The organism is Bradyrhizobium dasycarpum (assembly GCF_042019905.1).
Taxonomy (GTDB): Bacteria; Pseudomonadota; Alphaproteobacteria; order Rhizobiales; family Xanthobacteraceae; genus Bradyrhizobium; species Bradyrhizobium japonicum_B.
The window spans coordinates 1,895,581-1,914,549 of the sequence record NZ_CP169574.1; the positions used below are offsets into that span (position 1 = coordinate 1,895,581).

Genomic DNA, 18,969 nt, shown 5'->3' on the forward strand with positions numbered 1-18,969 from the left:
AGCTCATGCCGCCGCCGGCGCCACCTGCCCTTGCGGCTTGGCGAACGGCCTGAACGTCATCGCCATCAGGAACGCACCGAGGCCCATCGCCCAGGAGGCGATGTAGAGCCAAGCATAGCTGGAGAACGCATCAAAGATCAGGCCGCCGGCGAGCGGGCCGGTGGCCATGCCGAGGCTGCCGGCCATCGCCGTGCCGCCGATCACCGTACCCATCATCTTGAGCGGAAAGTTCTCGCGGATGAGCACGGCGTAGAGCGGCATGGTGCCGGCATAGATGAAGCCGAAGATCGCGCCGACCGCGTAAAAGGTCGTGAGCTGATGCGCGAAGACGTAGGCCAGCGCGCCGAACGCCTGCAGCAGCAGGCCCGACACCAGTACGCGCTTGGCACCGAACCGGTCGCCCATCAGGCCGAAGGCGATGCGGCCGCCGAGGCCGGCGAACCCCTCGATGCTGTAGATCGTCACCGCCGCGATCAGCGGGATGCCGCAGCTCACGGCGTAGCTGACGGTGTGGATGATCGGGCCGGAATGGGTGGCGCAGCAGAAGAAATTGGTCGCGAGCAGGACCATGAATTGCGGCGAGCGCAACGCCTCGCCCACCGACATCTCGCCCTGCACGGTCCCCTCGCCGATCGGAGCGGCCGCGGCCTGCGCGAGCGCCGGCGGACGGCGCACCAGGAACGAGACCGGGATCATGATGGCGCCGACCACCAGCGCCACGATCTGCATCGAGGTCCGCCAATCGTGGCCGGAGATGAGCCAGGCCGCGAACGGCGACATCGTCATCGGCGCCATGCCCATGCCGGCCGAGACCAGCGACACCGCGAGGCTGCGATTTGTGTCGAACCAGCCGGTGACAGCGGCCATCATCGGCGCGAAGATCGCAGCGCAGGACGCGCCGGTCAGAAGGCCGAACACGATCTGGAACACCAGAAGCGAGGTCGCCTGGCTCGCGGCGAACAGGCTGAGCGCCAGCACGGTCGATCCCGTCAGCACCACCGGCAGCGGCCCGAACCGGTCCGACAGCGTGCCCCAGGCCATGCTGGTGAACGCCATCGCCAGAAAGCCGATCGTCATCGCGCTGGAGATGCCGGTCACCGACCAGCCGGTGTCCTTGGCGATCGGCTGCAGGAACACCGGTAGCGAAAACATGCCGCCGATCGCGACGCAGCCGAGCAGGCCGCCGGCGGCGACGATCACCCAGCGATAGGGGGATTGGGTCATTTGGGTCTCCCGTGAGATCTGTCCGGGGAGAAGACGAATGGGAACTGCGCCGGCCGACAATGGAACGACATTTTTGCCGAGGCCTTTGTCACCTGCCAATAGAAAGTTGAAAAACAACCCCATGCACAGTAATCCGACTCAATGGGATCAAGGACTTACGAGCCCTGTGATTTGCGAAACCTGGGCGGCGTTTTGACGTGTCGGGCAAAACACCGCGACGCGCTGTCTCCAATCACACGATACGGAGACGAGGAAACATCCATGCCAAAGATCGACATTGCCGTCGTGCCAACGCGCAAAGGCTCCGGCTATCCAGCACCCTTCGATGCACCTTGCGCCGAACGCATCCGCAAGCGGCTCGGCGATGCCGGCGGCCTCAGGGATTTCGGCGTCAACCTGATGCGCCTGCCGCCGGGCGGCTGGTCGAGCCAGCGGCACTGGCATTCGCACGAGGACGAGTTCGTCTACATCCTCGAAGGCGAGGTGACGCTGATCGAGGACGGCGGCGAAACCGTGCTGCGCGCCGGCGATTGCGCAGCCTTCCCAAAGGCGAGCGGCAACGGCCATCACATGATCAACAGGTCGAATGCGGCGGCGGTCTACCTCGAGGTCGGCTCCCGCTCGCAGGAAGATCTCATCACCTGCTCCGACATCGACATGATGAGCCCGGCCTCCGACGGCCGCTTCCTGCACAAGGACGGCACGCCGTATCCGGGTTAACATAACGCTCACACGGCCGCGCGGCGCCAGGTGCTGACGGAGAGCCAGACCGCCGAGACGAGGAAGTAGAGCGCACCGACTGCAGCATAGCCTGCGACATTCGCAATCGATGGCACTGCAGGCATTGCGGCCTGGAAGATGAAGAAGCCGCCCGCCAGAGCCGACTGGCCACCGCTGAGCACCATGGCCCATTGCGCGCCGAAACGCTTCCAGCGCCGCACGGCCGTGCCGAGCTGGAGCAATCCGGACAGGATCGCCCAGGCTCCGAAGATCCCGAGCACCCAGTTCATGCTGACCTGCAACGCCAGGATCACCGCGATGGTGGTCGCGAGGCTCACCAGCACGTTCAGCCCCTGCGTGCGGTTCTGGTTCAACCCGCCGCTTCGGAGCGCATCGAGATAGTTGGCTGCGGCGTCCCATGCGGGATAAGCGATGAGCAATGCTGCTGCGATCACTGCCGACGACGGCGCGATCGCAAAGGCCGCGACGACCCAGGCGACGGAAAAGGCGGCACGCAGGAAGTAATACTGCCTCAGCCATTGCGCCTGGTCGGTCGTATCGGGGGCGATCTCATAAGGCCTCATTTCTCTTCTCCTTACCTACTAGTTGGTAGTTTGTACCGCGAAGCGAATTGTCGTGCCGCCGCGATGTCAGCGCCGTATCGATCTCGTTAGTGCCTAGTGGAAAGCCGGTCCAGCAACGGCCGGGTGATGGTGCCGAACATCTTGGGATCACCATAGGCGCGCGCCGACAGCATTGCGCCGTGAACGGTCGCCATGAATCCCTCGGCTTCGACCCGGGCCGTGCCGGCGAGTTGCAACCGGCCCTGCCGCTTGCCGCGTTCCAGCACCGAGGTCAGCCAGGAGGCCAGGAACGGAAGTGAGCCCTGACTTCGAGCGCCACCTCCTCCGGCAGGATCGGGAGCTCGCTGGCAAGCAGCGCGCAGACGCAGAACGGAGCCGTCGTATCCTTGATGCACGCCTCCCAGTAAGCGACATAGCTTTTCAGCTGCTCGCCGGGATCCGAGATGTTGCGTTCGAGCGCCGCCAGCCCGGCCTGGGCCTCCTCGCGATAGCGCGACACAAGGGTACGGACCAGATCGACCTTGCTGGCGAAATGGTGATGGATGCTGGGCTTACGGATGCCGACGACATCGGCGATGTCGGCGTAGCTGAATCCGTTGTAGCCGCCCGCGATGATCAACGTGCGCGCGCAGGCGAGGATATCGTCGGCCGTGGAAGACGCATTGTTCATACCGTCTATCTACCTTCCAGTTGGTAGATTGGCAAGTTGCGGGTGCATCAACGATGCGTGAGTGGTAGGAGCCATCATGACCATCCGCCCCATCCTCCGCTATCCCGACCGCCGGCTCGCGAGCCCTGCCCGCCCCGTCACCGCGTTCGACGACGGCTTGCGCGCGCTCGCGCAGGATCTGCTCGACACGATGCGCGCCGCGCCCGGCATCGGCATCACCGCGCCGCATATCGGCGTGCCCCTGCGCGTGGTCGTTCTCGAGCTCGATGCCGATAGTGGGCAGCAGACCTATGTCAATCCGGAGATCACATGGGCGTCGCCCGAGATGATTCTGCATCGCGAGGGAAGCGTTGCGATGCCGGGGGTGAACGAAGACGTGCAGCGCCATGCGCGGGTGCGGATCAGCTATCGGGATCTCGACGGCAATGTGCAGAGCGAGGAATCGGACGGCTTGCGCGCCGTCTGCCATCAGCACGAGATTGATCAACTGGACGGGATGTTCTGGATCCAGCGGCTGTCGCGGCTGAAGCGGGAACGGCTGGTGAAGAAGTACGAGAAGATGGGGCGTAGGGTGGATTAGCGAAGCGTAATCCACCGATCGCGCCACGGCAAAAGTGGTGGATTACGCCGCCCGCCGCGCTTTGCGCAGCCGGCGGCCAATCCACCCTACGCATCTCGCTGCGCCTCACGCCCTCTTCCCGCTCCTTTTGGTGATCGGCGACTTGCGGCGCTCGCGCTTGCCGCGCGCGATCTCAGTTGCCAGCGCGTCGAGCTTCGGCTCCCAGAAATTCCGGAACTGGCCCACCCACATGTCCACCGCGCGGAGCCCTGCGACGTCGACCGAATAGAGGCGCCTTTGCGCCTCCGCCCGAACGGTGGCGAAGCCGCTCTCGCGCAGTACCTTGAGGTGCTGCGAGACGGCCGCTTGGGTGATGCCGAACTCGGCTCCGATCGCCTCGACCACCTCACCGGATGCCAATTCGCCTGATGCCAGCAGCTCGAGGATGCGGCGACGCACGGGATCGGCGAGGACTTCGAAGGCGTGCATCAGCTTCCTGTGCCGGGATGAACGATGTCGGGCGGCGTCTCGCCGCGATAGAACGCGATGGTGCGGTCCGAGCGCTGCTTCGCCTCGGCCGGGTCGACCCCGCTTGCGACATGCGCCGCACGCCAGGACTCGCCGCTGGTCGTCATGAAGTCCTTGCCCTCTGGCGAGACCATCCAGGCTTCCGCGGTTTCGTGATCGACCGATGCCCCGGTCGCAAGATATCGCTCCAGTCCCGCGAGCGCGAGGTCCCAGCCGATCCCGACCGCACCCGGGCCGAACTGATTCCAATGATCCTCGATGATCGCGGTGTGCTCAAGCGTCAAACGCGCCTGGCCTCGCTCTTCCCTCAGCGTGACGTCGATCCAGCTCGTGGCGCCGCCGAATTCCCAGGTCGCGGCGAAGTGGGTCGGCGGCGTACAGGACGTGATGGTGCCGCCGGCATTGCCCTTGACCTGGTAGCGTCCGCCGAGCTGAAGGTCGCCTTCCACCGGCGCGAACCAGCGCGGAATGCGGTCCCTGCTGGTGACGGCGTCCCAGAGATCGTCGACGCCAGTGTCGTAGAGCCGCGTCAGCGTCACCGCGCTCGCCGGCTTGCCGTCCTTCTCGAAGCTCCTCACCGAGCGCGTCACAAGCCCCAAAACCCTGGCGACGTCGATCTGCATTTTCGGCTCTCCCTGTTGTTCTTCCGCCGGGAGTAATATCGGTCACAACTTATATAAGTCAATTCTTATATTTTGAGCGCTCGACCGCGTCAAACCGGGAACCAAACAACGGCCACGGCGTCTATTGGTGCCCTCCCTAGCCACACCAGATGGAACGGCCTCATGAAAGTACGCAAATTCGCCCTCGCCGATGCGTCGCTCGAACGTTCGCCGGGACAGGACGGCGATATCTTCGCCGGCAATGTGGTCGACCAGCGTCACGGCGGACCGATCACGATCGGCTTCGGCCGCTACGCCCCGAACCAGAATCTCGAGGAGACGATGAAGGTCGATGATGTCATGATCGTGCTGGAAGGGAAGCTGTCGGTCACGAGCGACGGCAGCACCGTCACTGCCGGTCCCGGCGAGATCGTCCATATGCCGAAGGGCGAGAAGGTCACGATCCGCTCGCACGAGCAAGGGGCCCTCACCGCCTACGTCACCTATCCGCATTGGCAGGAGGCGTGACGGCGCCGCTTGACGGGTGACGGACGTGCTCGACCGAGGTTGCGGCTTTGGTTGACCTCGTAGTCCGGATGGAGCGCAGCGCAATCCGGGGTTCGATCTGCGCGGGCCGTCGCGCAACTCACTTCGTCTGTCCCGGATTTCGCTTTCGCTCCATCCGGGCTACGAAGAGGCCAGCCTTGGCGCCCTACCCGCCCGCCATCAGCGCTTTCGCCAGCGCCATGTAGGCCGGCAGCGTCACGGGATCGTTGGCGGCGTTGCCCGCCATGGGATGCGAGGCGTAGCGCGCGATCACCATCTCGGCCTTGGGATCGACATAGATGCCCTGACCGTAGACGCCGCGCGCCATGTAGGCGCCGTGCGCGTTGTGGCTGACCCACCATTGATTGCGGTAGGACGCGCCCGGCAGCGTGGTGTAGCCGGCCGGCTTGAACTTCTCGGGATCGCCGCCGCGCGCGATGTCCTCAACCACCTGCGACGGCACGATCTGGCGACCGTTGAAGCGGCCGTGATTGCGCATGGTCTCGCCGAAGCGGGCAAGATCGCGCAATGTCGTGGAGAGCCCGCCGCCGCCGCTCTCGGTGCCGATGCGGTCGACGTGATAATGCGCGTCTTCCTCCGCACCCATCGGCTGCCAGATCCGCTCGGACAAGAGGTCGGACAGCGACAGGCCGCCGACCCGCCGGCATATCCACGCCAGCACGTCGGTGTTGACGGTCTTGTAGGCGAAGGCCTTGCCGTGCTCGCCCTGCTTCTTCTGCGCGATCAGGAAATCGAAGATGGTGGTCGGGCCGTCATAGTCAGGCGGAATCGGCGCCATGCCGTTGGCGCGCCGAAGGCCCCACACGTCCGAATTCCTGTCGGTGTAGATTTCGGTGTAGGCGAGCCCCGTGGTCATATCCATGACCTCGTGCACGCGCGCATCGCCGAACCCGCTGGCCTTCAGCTCCGGCACATAGTCCGTCACCGGCGCCTGCGGATCGATCCTGCCCTCGGCGACCAGCATGCCGGCGAGCACGCCGGTGAACGACTTGGTCACGGACATGCCGATATGCGGCTTGTGCGGCTTCAGCGCGCCGAAATAGCGCTCATAGATCAGCCGGCCCCGATGCAGCACCGCGATGCCGTCGGTGTACGTCTCCTCCAGCATCTTTGCGAAGGTCATGGGCCGCCCATCCATCGTGATGGAAGGCACCGCGCCGATATCGTGATCTTCGCGTGGCAACGCGGATGCAGGTCCTGCCCCGCGCCAGACATTCACGGTGGGCACCAGCTGGCGGATGTTGCTCCAGGCCCAGCGCAATTCGGGGAAGCTGCGGAATGAGCCGTCCTGGAAGGTGATGGTGCGGTCGGGAGACGGCGGGAAGCCCCGCATCCAGCCGAGGGTTTCGGGATCGGTTTCGGCGGCAGCGGGCTGCTGGCTGGCGGCAGTCGCGACGGACATGAAGCGGGCTCCTTGACGACGATGCGGATGTCGTATCACGGGAGCACAGGTCGAGGCATCCGACGTTTGTGCCGGGTAGCTACGCGCAGTCGGGATGACGTGGCCAAGCGTGCGCGCGAGCGCCTCGCGGCGCCGCGCTATGCCGAGGGCGGAGTGACAGTCCTACCGATCCTGCGCACTTTCGGATTCCTCATCCCGTCTTGAGCAACCACCGGATCGGCAATGCGATCACGAAGAGCGTTGCGACACCTGCGGCCCACAGCGTCACGAACCATAGCAGTTGCCTCCAGGTCCGGGATGCGCGCTGCATCAGTGATATCCCTCGCCGTGCCGTACCTTGCCGCGGAAGATCCAGTACACGTAGCCCGTGTAGACGAGGATCACCGGCACCAGCACCGCTGCCCCGACGAGCAGGAACAGCTGGCTGCTGGGATGGGTGGCTGCCTGCCAGATCGTGACGGAAGGCGGCACGATCATCGGCCACATGCTGATCCCCAGACCGATATAGGACAGCAGGAAGAAGCCGAGCGCGCACAGGAACGGCGCCACATCCTCGGCGCTGCGCAGCGCGCGGTGAAAGCGCCATGCCAGCAGAGCCAGGAGGATCGGCACAGGCGCTGCGTAAAGCATGTTCGGCAGCGTCAGCCATCGCTCGCGAAAGGCCGCGCTTTGGATCACCATCATCAAGGATATGACCGCGATGAAGCCAAGCGTCGCAAAGCCGAGAACGCGTGCATAATCCCGGCAGCGTGCCTGAAGGGCGCCGTCCGTCTTCCAGATCAGCCAGCACGCGCCGAGCAGCCCGTAGCCGACAACCAGGGCGACTCCGGTCAGCACCGAGAAGGGAGTCAGCCAATCCCACCAACCGCCGGCGTAGGCCCGCCCCTCCACGCGAATGCCCTGCACGATGGCGCCGAGGCAGATGCCCTGCAGGAAGGCCGCGGCAAAGCTGCCCCACGAAAATGCGCGGTCCCACCAGGTCTCACCGGCGGATGTCCGCGCCCGAAACCGCATCTCGAAGGCGACGCCGCGAAACACCAACGCGAGCAGCATCAGAATGAGCGGCATGTAAAGCGCGGGAAAGATCGTCGCGTAGGCCAGCGGAAACACGGCGAACAATCCACCACCGCCCAGCACGAGCCAGGTTTCGTTGCCGTCCCAGACCGGTGCCACGGAATTGACCATGACGTCGCGGTCTGCTCTCGCCGCCTCGGCCGGAAACAGGATGCCGACGCCAAGGTCGAAGCCGTCCATCACCACGTAGAGCAACACCGCGGTGGCAATCAGCAACGCCCAAATCAATGTGAGGTCGATGCTCATGGCCTGATCCCCGCCTGCCGCGGCTCTGCTCCGTGGGTCCCGCGATTGACCAGTCCTGGCGCCGGCGTGATGCCGGCCGTGCGCACCGGCTGGCCTTGCGGCGGTCCGTGCTCGCCGGCTTCAGGCGTCTGACGGAAGAGGTGAAACAGATAGGCGATCCCCGCGCCGAACACGACGAAATACACGACAATGAATGCGGCGAGCGATGCGGCCACCGCCGGCGCGGCGATAGGCGCGACGCTATCGGCCGTCCGCAGCAGTCCATAAACCGTGAAAGGCTGTCGGCCAGCCTCTGTCACAGTCCATCCGGCGGTCACCGCGACGAGCCCGGACGGGCCCATCGCCACGGCAAAGCGGTGCAGCCATGGCGAGTCATAGAGATTGTCGCGCCAACGCAGGATGAGCGAGGCCACGCCCAACGCGATCATCAGAATGCCCAAACCGACCATGATGCGGAACGCCCAGAACACGAGCGGAATATTGGTCGGCCAAGTGTCTTTCGGAAACGCCTTCAGCCCTTTGACCTCTCCATCGAGGCTGTGCGTGAGGTAAAGACTCGCGAAGCCGGGAATGGCAATCTGGCCGCGGGTGACCCCGGCTTCGGCATCCGGCATTCCGAACAGGATGGAGGACGCGCGGCGCTCGGTCTCGAAATGACCTTCCATGGCGGCGACCTTGGCGGGCTGGTGGTGGTACGAATTCACGCCATGCAGATCGCCGATCAGGAGCTGCATCGGCGCCACGATCGCGGCCATCCACATCGCCATTGAAAACATGATGCGAGCGCGCTCGTTCATCGTGTCCCGCAGGAGATGCCAGGCGCCCACAGCCCCCACGATCATCGCGGTCGTCAGGTAAGCCGCCGTCACCGTATGGGCGAAACGGTAGGGGAATGACGGATTGAAGATGATCGCCAGCCAGCTCTCGGGAATGAACTGGCCGTCCGGTCCTGTCCCATGTCCCGTCGGCGTCTGCATCCAGGAATTCGCGGCTAGAATCCAGAAGGCCGAGAGCAAGGTGCCGCCCGCGACGAAGCAGGTCGCGACGAAATGCAGGCGCGGACCGACGCGGCCAAGGCCAAAGAGCATGACTCCCAGGAAGCCGGCCTCGAGAAAGAATGCCGTCAGCACTTCGTAGCCAAGGAGCGGTCCGAGCACCGGCGATGTCTTGTCGGCAAACACCGACCAGTTCGTGCCGAACTGGTACGACATGACGATACCCGACACGACGCCCATGGCGAAGGCGACAGCAAAGATCTTCAGCCAATAGCGGTAGGTATCGAGATAGGCGCCGCGGTCCGTCCACAGCCACAGGCCTTCGAGCACGGCGAGATAGCTCGCCAGTCCGATGGTGAAGGCCGGAAACAGGAAGTGCCAGACAACGGTGAAGGCGAACTGGAAGCGCGCAAGATCCAACGCGCTGGGCAGTAAATCGGACATAACTCCGCCCCCGACATCAATTGCGGCCCGCAGCCAACGCTTTCAACCTCCGCTGGTTCCAGCTGCCTCGATCATCAGATGTCGAGGGTTTCAAGCATTCTGCGGGCACTGTCCCTGGACGATATCGTTGGCACAATCCGGCCTCAATAGGCCCGAATGTCCTACCGCCCGCACGGTCTGCAGCGGGCGAGCATGGCCGTTGATGCAGCGAAATGGACGGCAAGGGACAATCGCCGGCACCTGATCGAATCCATCGCGTCAGATGCCGCGATACACAACCGAAGCTGATCCCGCCTACGCCGGCGCCGGTCCCTTCTGGCTTGGCGGCGAAGCTTCATCGTCGGCGTCTGGATCGCGCCCCCCACTCCTGTCGAGCTGTCGCATGACTGGCGTGACAGTCAGCCCGTGAAGCAGAATCGACAACAGCGCTACGAGGCCAACGATCGCCCATAGCCGCTCGCCGACCGTCAGCTCCATATGGTTGAGCCCGTAGGCCAGATAGTAGAACGAGCCGACACCTCGGATTCCGAAAAAGGCCAGCGTCATCTTCTCGGAGAAGCGAGCCTCGAATCCAGCCAGCGCGATCAGCCCGCCGATCGGCCGGATAATGAGCAGGATCGCCAACGCGGCTGCCACGTCCACCAAATGAAGCGGGCGCAGCAATCCGCTGACCAGCGCTCCGCCGAACAACAGCAGCAGGACCATCATGGCCAGGCGCTCCACCTGCTCGGTGATGTCGTGCATTTGCCGGTTGAATTGGTGATCGCGGTGCGATCGCCGTAGCGTCAGCGCGGTGACGAAGACGGCGAGGAAGCCATAGCAGTGGATCAGCTCGGTCACGCCGTAAGAAACGAACGTGGCCGAGATTGCGATGAGGCCGTCGCCCGTCCTGGACAGCTTCGTGTCGGCGGGGACGTGGAACGTGAGCCAGCCGAACAGCCGGCCAATGAGCCAGCCACCGATCAGGCCGGCGGCAATCTCCCACAGCACATTGTGGAGCAGCCACTTCCCCGCCCACGGCTCCCCGGTTGTCGCCGCCAAGCCGAGCGCGATCGCAAGATGCACGAACGGAAAGGCGAAGCCGTCGTTCAAGCCGGCCTCGGATGTCAGCCCGAAGCGAACCTCATCCTCTTCGCCGGTCTTCGGAGGCCCGACCTGAACGTCGGACGCCAGCACTGGATCGGTCGGCGCCAGGCTTGCCGCCAACAGCAGCGCCGCGATCCAGGACAGGCCCAGCATCCACCCGCCCAATGCCGTGATTGCCAGGATTCCGATCGGCATCGTGATCGCCAGCAGCCGCCAGGTGACGCTCCACTTTCGCCAACTGAAAGGGCGATCGAGCTTCAGGCCGGCCCCCATCAGCGCGATGATCACGACGAACTCGGTGAAACGCTCGGTGACTTCGGGATAATCGAGCGGCAATGGCCGGAGCGTGACTGCCGGCAGCGAAAAGATCGCAGCACCGATCCCAATGCAGACGATCGGCAAAGACAGCGGCAGCCGCTTCAGGGCGAGCGGCAGCCACGCGACGAGCGCGATCAGCAGACCCGCTCCCGTCAGGATCAGGATGTATGGTTCTGGGGCAAAGGAGGAGTCCTGCACGGTGCTTCAACGCCGCAAAGCCGAGAACGGTTCACACGCGGACGACGATTCTGTGGGCTGTCGACACCTGTCGATCAAGTCGGCGCACCGTGAACGACCACGGTCGAGCCAAATTGCCTGGGCCAAGCACTGCCATGTCTTCCGGATCGACACGACGATCTCGACTCTGATCCGGCCGGCCGGCTTTCCAGGGGCCAAAACCGCCCATGCGGACGGCGTCAGCGTGCGGACAATCTTTGATCAACCACTCAGTTCGACCCGCCAGGCACTTCGCCACGCAGGATGGTTTTCATCGCCTTGCCCTTGGCGAGTTCATCGATCAGCTTGTCGAAATACCGGATTTCCCGCATGAGCGGTTCTTCGATGTTCTCGACGCGGACGCCGCAGATCATGCCCGTGATGAGCGAACGTGAGGCATTCATGCGGGGGGCCTGAGCGAAGAAATCTTCAAAGGAGGTTTTCTTCGCGAGTTCCTTGTCCAGTGTCTTCCGAGTGTGTCCGGTCAGCCAGCAGATGATCTGATCGACCTCCGCCTTCGTGCGCCCCTTCTTCTCCGCCTTCGCAACGTAGTGCGGATAGACGCTCGCAAAGCTCATTGTGTAGATTTTGTGCGCCATCTGTCACTGAAGTGTTTGCCCTACTCCCACTCGATTGTTCAAAGCGACCGTAAGACGCTGACCGGTAACGACAAGTCCCGGCGGCGTTGACGGCCAACTGCCGCTAGCCGCTCTGTCAAAGACCAAAGCTCCTGAATCCACAGACAAAATTTGCTCGCTATGGAGCGTCGATGGTTTCAGCAACTATCGACGCCGATTGACTGAGCCAACTTGAGCGGGCGCGCGCTGGTCCCTGTCAGTGCCCTGCTTTGCAATACCGTCGATGTGGCGGGCCGACAAGCAACAACACAACGCGGACGACGCCCTGGCCGTTCGCTCTATAAGGCGGCAGCTTATGCAGTTGCGCGAGCTTGCCGCCCGCCCAGCGAACATGCTGCGCGCCGCCTCAGCTGAGGAAAGTCGTGATGCAACGCGATTCCGTGCTCGTCCGATCGGGCGATCGGATCGAACATCTTTTTTCCCGCTCAGCGGCGCGATCGCCGCTATCACGGAGTTGCCGAACGGGCAGACCGTCGCCACTGCGATCATCGGGCACGAGGGGGCTGTGGGTTTGACGTCAGGCGCGTCCGCCTCGCCCGCGACAGCGGTCGTTCGCATACCAGGGACCGCGCTGCAGATCTCTCGCGCACAATTTCTGGCAGCGCAACATCGCAGCCCTGCAATCGCATCCATGGTGCATGGTCTTCACGATGTCGTTGCTGACGCAACTCCAGCACGTGGCGGCATGCAATGCACTGCATTCCGTCGAAGCCCGTCTGGCGCGCTGGCTGCTTCACATTAACGATCGAGCGAATGGCGGCGAACTGCTCCCGCTGGCCCAGGAAACATTGTCGGAATTGCTGGGGGTCCGCCGCACCACAGTCACACATGTCGTGAGCACAATGCGCGCATCGAGAGCACTGAAATCCAATCGGCGCTGCCAGCCTCGAGATTGACCGGCCGCGGCTCGAAGCGCTGGCATGCGAGTGCTACAAAGTCATGAGCTGCGAAATTGATCCAATAGTTTCACGTGGCGCGATTGGACTGGTTCATGGGACGCCGGCGCGGGGTGCCTTCCACTTGCTCTGGCAGCCGAAGAGCCGGCACAAGCTCATAGAGCCCGTTTGCCTATAGGCATCAAGCCCCTCATTCATTCGCCTTGCGGCGCTCGTTACAACAACCGGACTTATTGAGACCGAGTAGCACAGGCACGAGCTTTGCCTCTGCGAAGCTACGACGACCGCTCGCGGTCCGGGCTGGACTACGCAACCTGCCCACCTTCCGCAGCTCGCGCTGGCGATTCTCCTCTCTATTCACCGTTTCTCTGAGCTCCTCAAGCTCCGCGAGTTCGGTGACAAGCGCTTCGAGACGCTGTCGAAGCAGAGCCCGGGGATCGCCGGCTTGAACGGGGCTATTCATGACGCGCCTCCTGATCGAGCTCTTAGAACTCGCCCACTTTCGAGAGTCGGGAAAAATATGCAATCCTCGGAAAATTGCACTAACATGTGACATGTTGCGCTCGTAAAGGCCGCGGCGGTGCATCGAGAGGCCGCTTTGCGGTCGGTACGCTTGCGTCCGGCGCGCCGGCGCCAAGGGCCCAGCATTGCCTCGCCGTCAGCCGCCCACGGAGGTGCGTACCGTTGACAACGCTCCTACCGGCCCGTTTCGGTTACGATGGAAATCCGAGTACTAGCTCCGGGGCAGTCCGCCTTGCGCCTTTCCTCGTTCTTTTCGTCGGCGCAATCGACCCCGCCATCAGCGGTTGGAATTCCGGAGCCGCCGCCGGTTGCGAAAGGCCCTTTGCCTCCACCACCGGATCCGCCACCGGATCCGCCGCCGCCACTGGATCCGCCATCCTTGCGAGATGTCCCTCCGGCGCGAGACGATCCAGTAGAGGGACCGCCCGGCGCTCCGCCACCTCCCGATGACCCGCCGCTGGAACTCCCCGGCCCCGCCGCGGACGGCCGATCATTATCGAAGACCGACGGCCCCCGGTCGTTCTGTGTCACTCCACGCAGTCCGCCCGAACTTGCAATGGCTCTGGAGGTCAGAGATGTGGATAGAAGCAGGGTCATCACTGGGGGCGTCACGGCCGCAAATCTTCCGCAAGTTCTCAAAAACGCCCGCCGGTCGTCGTCTTCGTTGCCGTTCCGGGTCACGATACGCACTCCTCGATTTAAATATTTCAACGCACGCTATTATATATTAAATAACTTTTCAACCAGTAATCTTATTTACCCGAATGGCGCTGCCGAACGTGCGTTGCCGTAGGATTGCCGGCAATTTTCGGGCTCGCCGCTTCCACTTTCCGACGCACCCTGTCGCTCCCGCGCGATTTCGAGTTGCTCTCGCAATTTAATATCGCTATTATCAATTTAACACGATTAACATAGATGCGATATTTGATTATGTTGGATCATTGCGATGCCACTGCAATTCCATCGGTCCCTGGGCGACATGGAGATCTGGAGCGCGAGCAGCGACGGCTTCTCGTTCGTCATCAGTTTCGGAAGCCCCGGAGGTCCGGGCTTTCACGGCCGCACCGGCTACTTGGCGAGCTGGCGCCCGCTCTACAAGAACCAAGCTGCAATCAAGATTGGCGGCTCGCCGTTTCGAACGCTAGCCGAGGCCGAAGGGGCCTGCCGCACCGCAATTGGGCATCTGGCACCGCGATAAGCCCGCCGCTTTGCTACGCTTCGGAACCGCAAGGCGCCCCCGTTAGTCCTCGACCGGATCCTGCTGCAACAGAGCACGAGGATTGAGCTCACTCGACGCTGCGTGCGGTTCGCTCCGCGAAATCGCCAATGCCGCGAGCAGTGTACGGTTGCTCACATCCAGCTTCTGGAAAATGTGATGGAGGTGGACCTTGATCGTCCCGTCGACAAGATTCAGCCGACGTCCAATCGCTTTATTCGATAGACCCTCCGACACGAGCCGCACGATCTGACGCTCCCGGTCCGTGAGTAGCGTCAGGACCTGATCACCGGCGCGGGGCTCCTCGCTGGCCTGCTCGGCGCTCGGCGCGACCGCGGCTTGGTCCTGCGTAGCCTCCCGCAGGGTCGCGACCAGCATCTCCGGATCCGCGTCTTTCGGAAGGACGATGCAGGCGCCGTCCAGGGCAAGCCTTTGTAAGTCACGGTCGCCCGTGGTAACGGCGAAGAAGATGATCGGCAGGCTCGGGCTCACAGCGGTTGCGGGAGCGAGGATCTGCTGCGGACTGACGTCGGGCAGTGCAGCGTCGACAAGCGCGATGTCCGGCACAAGAGATCGGATGGCCTCGATGCAGCTCGCACCATCGCTGCAAGACGCGACGACGGTGAAATCACGGTGCATCGCAAGAACGCTCTTGATGCCTTGCAAGACGATCGGATGTCGATCCGCAATGACAATTCTGATGCGGCGCATGTTGCCCCTGCCTATTGCTGATAACCCCCCGTGCAGCCGTTTAATCCAACACTCTGTTCGCGAGGATAGCCAGTCCGCTCGACCGTAACGCCGTGCCGTCAAGTCTTGGCCTGCCCGGCAACATCTATGGCGCGCCACCGTAACTTGCGCAGCGAATGCGCGCAGCACCGTAAGAATGCGGTGCTTTCCGCAAAACTTCAGCCCGCAAATCCCGAACGTAAGGACCGCGTCCTAAACAACTTAGGGCAGAATGGACCGGGAAATTCTCTCAGAAATGTCGTCCGTGCGCCGGCTGGTTGCCTGACATTATGGTCAACACCCAATTAACTTCGTTGGCGTCGTTATTACGAATGATATATTGGTGCCTTCACGATTCAAATCTAACATTCGACGAAGTTTTAGCGAAAGCGACGCCTGCGAAGGCCTCGCTTCTGAAAGGGAGAAAAGTAATACTATTCATCAAAACAAAGCTGGGCAAGTAATTACAAAATGGCGGCTGCGTCGTTTCACGGCTCGTCCCAGCACTGATGAAAGCTGCTCACCCCACGTTGGAGCTGCATTTCCTCAATTCAGCACCTTCAATGGACGGGTCGCAGGGGCGTCGTTGGCAATGAGTAGGTGTTCACATGTATTCTTCGGCTGTTTTGCGTCAAACTCATCAAGCCCTGATCATTCAATTCACTGAATTGCAGAACCTACGTAGTCGCGTGTCGATGGCCGAGCAGCGGTTGCTCGCGCCGAGGCGGCGCCCCAGGGGCGGGCGCTTGGAAGGCGATTGCGCATGCGAAGGCACGGGCCCGGCCGGTAACTCCGACCGCCACGTTGAAATGGGCCCAGGCACGCGCAAGTCGATCGCGCTTGCCGGACCCCCGCTGGACCTGATAATCCCCCTCAGTTTCGGTTCGGGGGTATTGGGGACGGCTTCCATGGAGAACGGCGACTGGGCGTCCATGACCACAGCCGAGCTGTGGCGACTTTACGATGAGGTCACGACTGTCCTTGGCCGCAGGATGACCGCGGAGAAAGCCAAACTCGAAGAACGGCTTCGCAGGATTGAGGGGACGGCCGCTGCGGCCCAGAACGAGGAACGTTCTCGCCGCCCCTACCCCCCAGTGCTGCCGAAATACCAGAACCCGAAGAATCCCTCGGAAACTTGGTCGGGTCGCGGTAAGCAGCCCCGATGGCTGAAGGCTCAGCTTCGAGCCGGTAAGAAGCTGCATGATCTCCTGATCGATCGCTCGTCCGCGCAAAGGCGCCGCCGGACCGGTTGAACCCGGCCCCGCTGCCAGCGGCTGCCCGTTGCACCGCAGAATTTATCGGTCGCGATCTTCTTTCCCGTTGGGGCTGCCGTCACCGCCGCCATTGCCGAAACCATTGTTGCCCCGCACAATGCGACCGCCTGAACTGGCTATCGCAGCCGAGGTCAGCGAGGTGGAGAGCAACAGCGTCACGGCTGGCGGGGTCACGGCGGCAAACTTGCCGCAGCTCTTCAGGAATTCGCGACGATCGTCGCCTTCTGCATCGAGATGAGTCATAAGCTCGTCCTACTCCAATCCCAGCCTCATTCAAGATAAACCGCGGCTCACCAGCGGGCAAATTAAATATGATGATTCTGATGGTTTAATTTCGGCCGATCACATTTGCGCCGGGATCCGACGGCAATTTCGATGACATCCCTAGTGCGCCCTGAACTCAGACTCCGATGTATTTACTTTTGACATTTAATTTTTGATGATTTAATATTACATTTGATGGGAGGGTCGACAGCCCGGGGATAGCGTCCCCAGGCACAGTCGGAGTCTGCAGAATTGCATGTTGATTTCCAGCTTCACTCGCTGAGCGGCCTCCTTGCCCGCGTTGACTCTCTGCGCGACGAATATGTAGCCGCCAAACCTTGGCCCCACATCGTCGTCAACGACGCCTTTCCCGAGAGGCTGTTGGACGTGGCCGCGGCCGAATGCACCGCCCTCCCAGAGGCACGTCTGATTACCACGAATACTGATTGCCTGGTGAAGCAGGAGATATCGGATGGATTGGGGCCGGCCACCCAGCATCTGCTGAACCTGGTGGACAGTGCCCGCTTCCGAGAATTCATTTCGGCGGTCACGGGCGTTCGTGATCTTCTTTGCGATCCGACACACAAATTTGCGGGAGTACATCGAACGCCTCCAGGGGGCTTCACGAAGATTCACCGCGATTTCGAAGTTCACCCGACGACCGGGCTGTTCCACCGGGTCAATTTGCTCGTCTATCTCAATCGGGATTGGCCCGAGGCTTACGGCGGCAGCCTCGAATTGTGGCCTGCGGATATGTCCGCGCTTGGATGCCGCATCTTCCCGCGGTTCAACACCATGATCCTTTGGGAGACGCACGGCGCCACCCTTCACGGCCTTCCGGATCCGGTCACCTGCCCGCCTGGTCGAATGCGCCTTTCAGTCGCATCCTATTACTACACGACAACGCGCCGCGTCGCCGCGTCGGGCGAACGCCGCGTCCGGTATTGGGCCGCGCGACCAGGCGAGGATCAAGCGATCGAGCGAATGTGTTGGCAGGATCACCTTCGTACGCTCATACCCGACCCACTCTACAACGTGCTCCGGGCAGCGCGCGATCGGATATCCGGAGTGCGCCGGTCGAAAGAACCATGAAGCTGGCCTCTTTCAGCGGCAACAACAGGATCGATCAATGACCGGGAACCAAACGACGGCCGTGCAATTGCGACCTGGCGATGCGGAAACGAGGGTTCTTCGCAGGCCCGGCTTCTCGCCCGTTCGACTGCGAACGCTGATGAAGCTCGCCCTCGCGGACACCGGGCTGGATATGTCGGGAATGACTGTGCTGACCGAAGCCGCGACCGGCGCGTATGCCGTGACCCCGGTGCTTGCTGCAATGGCAGGAGCCAAGCACGTCTACGCGTTCACGAAATCTGGCCGCCATGGGACCGTGTCCGACGCCAAGCGGGAGACTTTGGAGCTCGCAGCCCCGCTGGGCGTCGCTGATCGCATCGAGATTCTGGGCACGATAAGTCCTGAGGTACTCCACAGCGTCGACATCTTAACCAACAGTGGCCACCTTCGTCCTCTTACAGCCGAACTGATCGCCCAACTGCGGGATGACGCCGTGATTGCCTTGATGTTCGAGGCTTGGGAATTTCGTCATGAGGACCTCGATATCGAGGCGTGCGCACGGCGCAAGATCCCGGTGGTCGGCGTCAACGAGCGGCACCCCGCTGTCGATGTCTTCTCGTTCCTGGGCCCGCTCGCCGTGAAGCAGTTGCACGACTGTGGTCTGGCGGTCCTCGGCAACAGCATCGGCCTGCTCTGCGACAATGACTTCCTTGCCCCGGTGCAGAACGGGCTTCAACGCCTGGGCGCGAACGTCGAGGCGTTCAACAGCGTTGCGGCGGTCCATCGCGGCGCGTGGGACGCCTTCGTCGTCGCGTTGCGGCCCGCGGACTCGCCGCGCGTCGGCCAGGGAGAGGCTGCGCATCTGGCTGCATGCGCCCCTGCCGGCGCGATTGTGGTGCAGTTCTGGGGCGACATAGATCGAGCGGCGCTGCAAGCCAACGGTCTCGCGGTCTGGCCCATGCAGTCTGTCGGACAGGGCCACATGGGCATTCTTCTGTCCGAGATCGGTCCCGAGCCGATCGTACGATTGCAAACGGGCGGCTTGCGCGCGGCCGAATGGGTTCGCCGCGGCGGCACCTTGACGCGAGATGGATTCGCCCAGCTCGTACCATGGCAGGGGTGAC

Annotated in this window: 18 protein-coding genes and 2 pseudogenes; 7 read left to right on the forward strand and 13 right to left on the reverse strand. The window is 62.7% G+C overall.

Going from position 1 to position 18,969, the window contains the following annotated elements; translation table 11 throughout:
- Positions 1–3: 3 nt before the first annotated feature.
- Positions 4–1,224, reverse strand: coding sequence for an MFS transporter (locus ACETMP_RS09535; protein WP_375160725.1), 1,221 nt, complete (start codon positions 1,222–1,224; stop codon positions 4–6).
- Between the two features lie 261 nt (positions 1,225–1,485).
- Between ACETMP_RS09535 and ACETMP_RS09540 the strand changes: the two genes are divergently transcribed.
- Positions 1,486–1,944, forward strand: a complete 459-nt coding sequence (locus tag ACETMP_RS09540; protein WP_375160726.1) for a cupin domain-containing protein — start codon at positions 1,486–1,488, stop codon at positions 1,942–1,944.
- An 8-nt stretch (positions 1,945–1,952) separates the two neighbouring features.
- Here ACETMP_RS09540 and ACETMP_RS09545 read toward each other — a convergent pair whose 3' ends face one another.
- Both ACETMP_RS09545 and ACETMP_RS09550 read right to left on the reverse strand, forming a co-directional pair.
- Positions 1,953–2,528: a DUF308 domain-containing protein gene (locus ACETMP_RS09545; protein ID WP_375160727.1), complete on the reverse strand. Its 576-nt coding sequence runs from the start codon at positions 2,526–2,528 to the stop codon at positions 1,953–1,955.
- 86 nt (positions 2,529–2,614) lie between these two features.
- Positions 2,615–3,198 (reverse strand): annotated as a pseudogene (locus tag ACETMP_RS09550) (TetR/AcrR family transcriptional regulator).
- 76 nt (positions 3,199–3,274) lie between these two features.
- On the opposite strand from ACETMP_RS09550, the gene ACETMP_RS09555 reads away from it, so the two are divergent.
- The gene (locus ACETMP_RS09555) at positions 3,275–3,778 is read left to right on the forward strand and encodes a peptide deformylase (RefSeq protein ID WP_375160728.1); all 504 of its coding nucleotides are present in this window, start codon (positions 3,275–3,277) and stop codon (positions 3,776–3,778) included.
- 105 nt (positions 3,779–3,883) lie between these two features.
- Here ACETMP_RS09555 and ACETMP_RS09560 read toward each other — a convergent pair whose 3' ends face one another.
- Together ACETMP_RS09560 and ACETMP_RS09565 are read right to left on the reverse strand one after the other, a co-directional pair.
- Positions 3,884–4,246, reverse strand: coding sequence for a helix-turn-helix transcriptional regulator (locus ACETMP_RS09560; RefSeq protein ID WP_028135835.1), 363 nt, complete (start codon positions 4,244–4,246; stop codon positions 3,884–3,886).
- Complete coding sequence (locus ACETMP_RS09565) at positions 4,246–4,908, reverse strand: SRPBCC family protein (RefSeq protein WP_375160729.1); 663 nt, start codon at positions 4,906–4,908, stop codon at positions 4,246–4,248. Before ACETMP_RS09565 ends, ACETMP_RS09560 begins: the two co-directional genes overlap by 1 nt.
- A gap of 162 nt (positions 4,909–5,070) precedes the next feature.
- On the opposite strand from ACETMP_RS09565, the gene ACETMP_RS09570 reads away from it, so the two are divergent.
- On the forward strand, positions 5,071–5,415 hold the full coding sequence (locus tag ACETMP_RS09570) for a cupin domain-containing protein (RefSeq protein ID WP_375160730.1): 345 nt from the start codon (positions 5,071–5,073) through the stop codon (positions 5,413–5,415).
- A gap of 184 nt (positions 5,416–5,599) precedes the next feature.
- Here ACETMP_RS09570 and ACETMP_RS09575 read toward each other — a convergent pair whose 3' ends face one another.
- The 5 genes from ACETMP_RS09575 to ACETMP_RS09595 form a co-directional block, all read right to left on the reverse strand.
- The gene (locus tag ACETMP_RS09575; protein WP_375160731.1) at positions 5,600–6,856 is read right to left on the reverse strand and encodes a serine hydrolase domain-containing protein; all 1,257 of its coding nucleotides are present in this window, start codon (positions 6,854–6,856) and stop codon (positions 5,600–5,602) included.
- Positions 6,857–7,165: 309 nt separating this feature from the next.
- On the reverse strand, positions 7,166–8,176 hold the full coding sequence (cydB, locus tag ACETMP_RS09580; RefSeq protein WP_375160732.1) for a cytochrome d ubiquinol oxidase subunit II: 1,011 nt from the start codon (positions 8,174–8,176) through the stop codon (positions 7,166–7,168).
- The gene (locus tag ACETMP_RS09585) at positions 8,173–9,615 is read right to left on the reverse strand and encodes a cytochrome ubiquinol oxidase subunit I (RefSeq protein ID WP_375160733.1); all 1,443 of its coding nucleotides are present in this window, start codon (positions 9,613–9,615) and stop codon (positions 8,173–8,175) included. The genes cydB and ACETMP_RS09585 overlap by 4 nt, the downstream gene beginning before the upstream one ends.
- Before the next feature lie 294 nt (positions 9,616–9,909).
- On the reverse strand, positions 9,910–11,217 hold the full coding sequence (locus ACETMP_RS09590; RefSeq protein WP_375160734.1) for a cation:proton antiporter: 1,308 nt from the start codon (positions 11,215–11,217) through the stop codon (positions 9,910–9,912).
- Positions 11,218–11,465: 248 nt separating this feature from the next.
- The gene (locus ACETMP_RS09595; protein WP_375160735.1) at positions 11,466–11,834 is read right to left on the reverse strand and encodes a DUF2200 domain-containing protein; all 369 of its coding nucleotides are present in this window, start codon (positions 11,832–11,834) and stop codon (positions 11,466–11,468) included.
- A 689-nt stretch (positions 11,835–12,523) separates the two neighbouring features.
- On the opposite strand from ACETMP_RS09595, the gene ACETMP_RS09600 reads away from it, so the two are divergent.
- Positions 12,524–12,769, forward strand: coding sequence for a Crp/Fnr family transcriptional regulator (locus ACETMP_RS09600; protein WP_375161874.1), 246 nt, complete (start codon positions 12,524–12,526; stop codon positions 12,767–12,769).
- Between the two features lie 837 nt (positions 12,770–13,606).
- On the opposite strand, the pseudogene ACETMP_RS09605 reads toward ACETMP_RS09600, so the two are convergent.
- Both ACETMP_RS09605 and ACETMP_RS09610 read right to left on the reverse strand, forming a co-directional pair.
- Positions 13,607–13,888 (reverse strand): annotated as a pseudogene (locus ACETMP_RS09605) (hypothetical protein); the annotation flags it as partial.
- 643 nt (positions 13,889–14,531) lie between these two features.
- The gene (locus ACETMP_RS09610) at positions 14,532–15,218 is read right to left on the reverse strand and encodes a LuxR C-terminal-related transcriptional regulator (RefSeq protein ID WP_375160736.1); all 687 of its coding nucleotides are present in this window, start codon (positions 15,216–15,218) and stop codon (positions 14,532–14,534) included.
- A gap of 626 nt (positions 15,219–15,844) precedes the next feature.
- Here ACETMP_RS09610 and ACETMP_RS09615 point away from each other — a divergent pair.
- Complete coding sequence (locus ACETMP_RS09615) at positions 15,845–16,489, forward strand: H-NS family nucleoid-associated regulatory protein (RefSeq protein ID WP_375160737.1); 645 nt, start codon at positions 15,845–15,847, stop codon at positions 16,487–16,489.
- A gap of 42 nt (positions 16,490–16,531) precedes the next feature.
- Here ACETMP_RS09615 and ACETMP_RS09620 read toward each other — a convergent pair whose 3' ends face one another.
- Positions 16,532–16,753 carry a hypothetical protein gene (locus ACETMP_RS09620; protein ID WP_375160738.1) on the reverse strand — a complete coding sequence of 74 codons (222 nt, stop codon included), beginning with the start codon at positions 16,751–16,753 and terminating at the stop codon, positions 16,532–16,534.
- Positions 16,754–17,026: 273 nt separating this feature from the next.
- On the opposite strand from ACETMP_RS09620, the gene ACETMP_RS09625 reads away from it, so the two are divergent.
- Together ACETMP_RS09625 and ACETMP_RS09630 are read left to right on the forward strand one after the other, a co-directional pair.
- Positions 17,027–17,866, forward strand: coding sequence for a 2OG-Fe(II) oxygenase (locus ACETMP_RS09625; protein WP_375160739.1), 840 nt, complete (start codon positions 17,027–17,029; stop codon positions 17,864–17,866).
- Positions 17,867–18,005: 139 nt separating this feature from the next.
- Positions 18,006–18,968, forward strand: coding sequence for a hypothetical protein (locus tag ACETMP_RS09630; RefSeq protein WP_375160740.1), 963 nt, complete (start codon positions 18,006–18,008; stop codon positions 18,966–18,968).
- The last annotated feature ends 1 nt before the right edge of the window (position 18,969 follow it).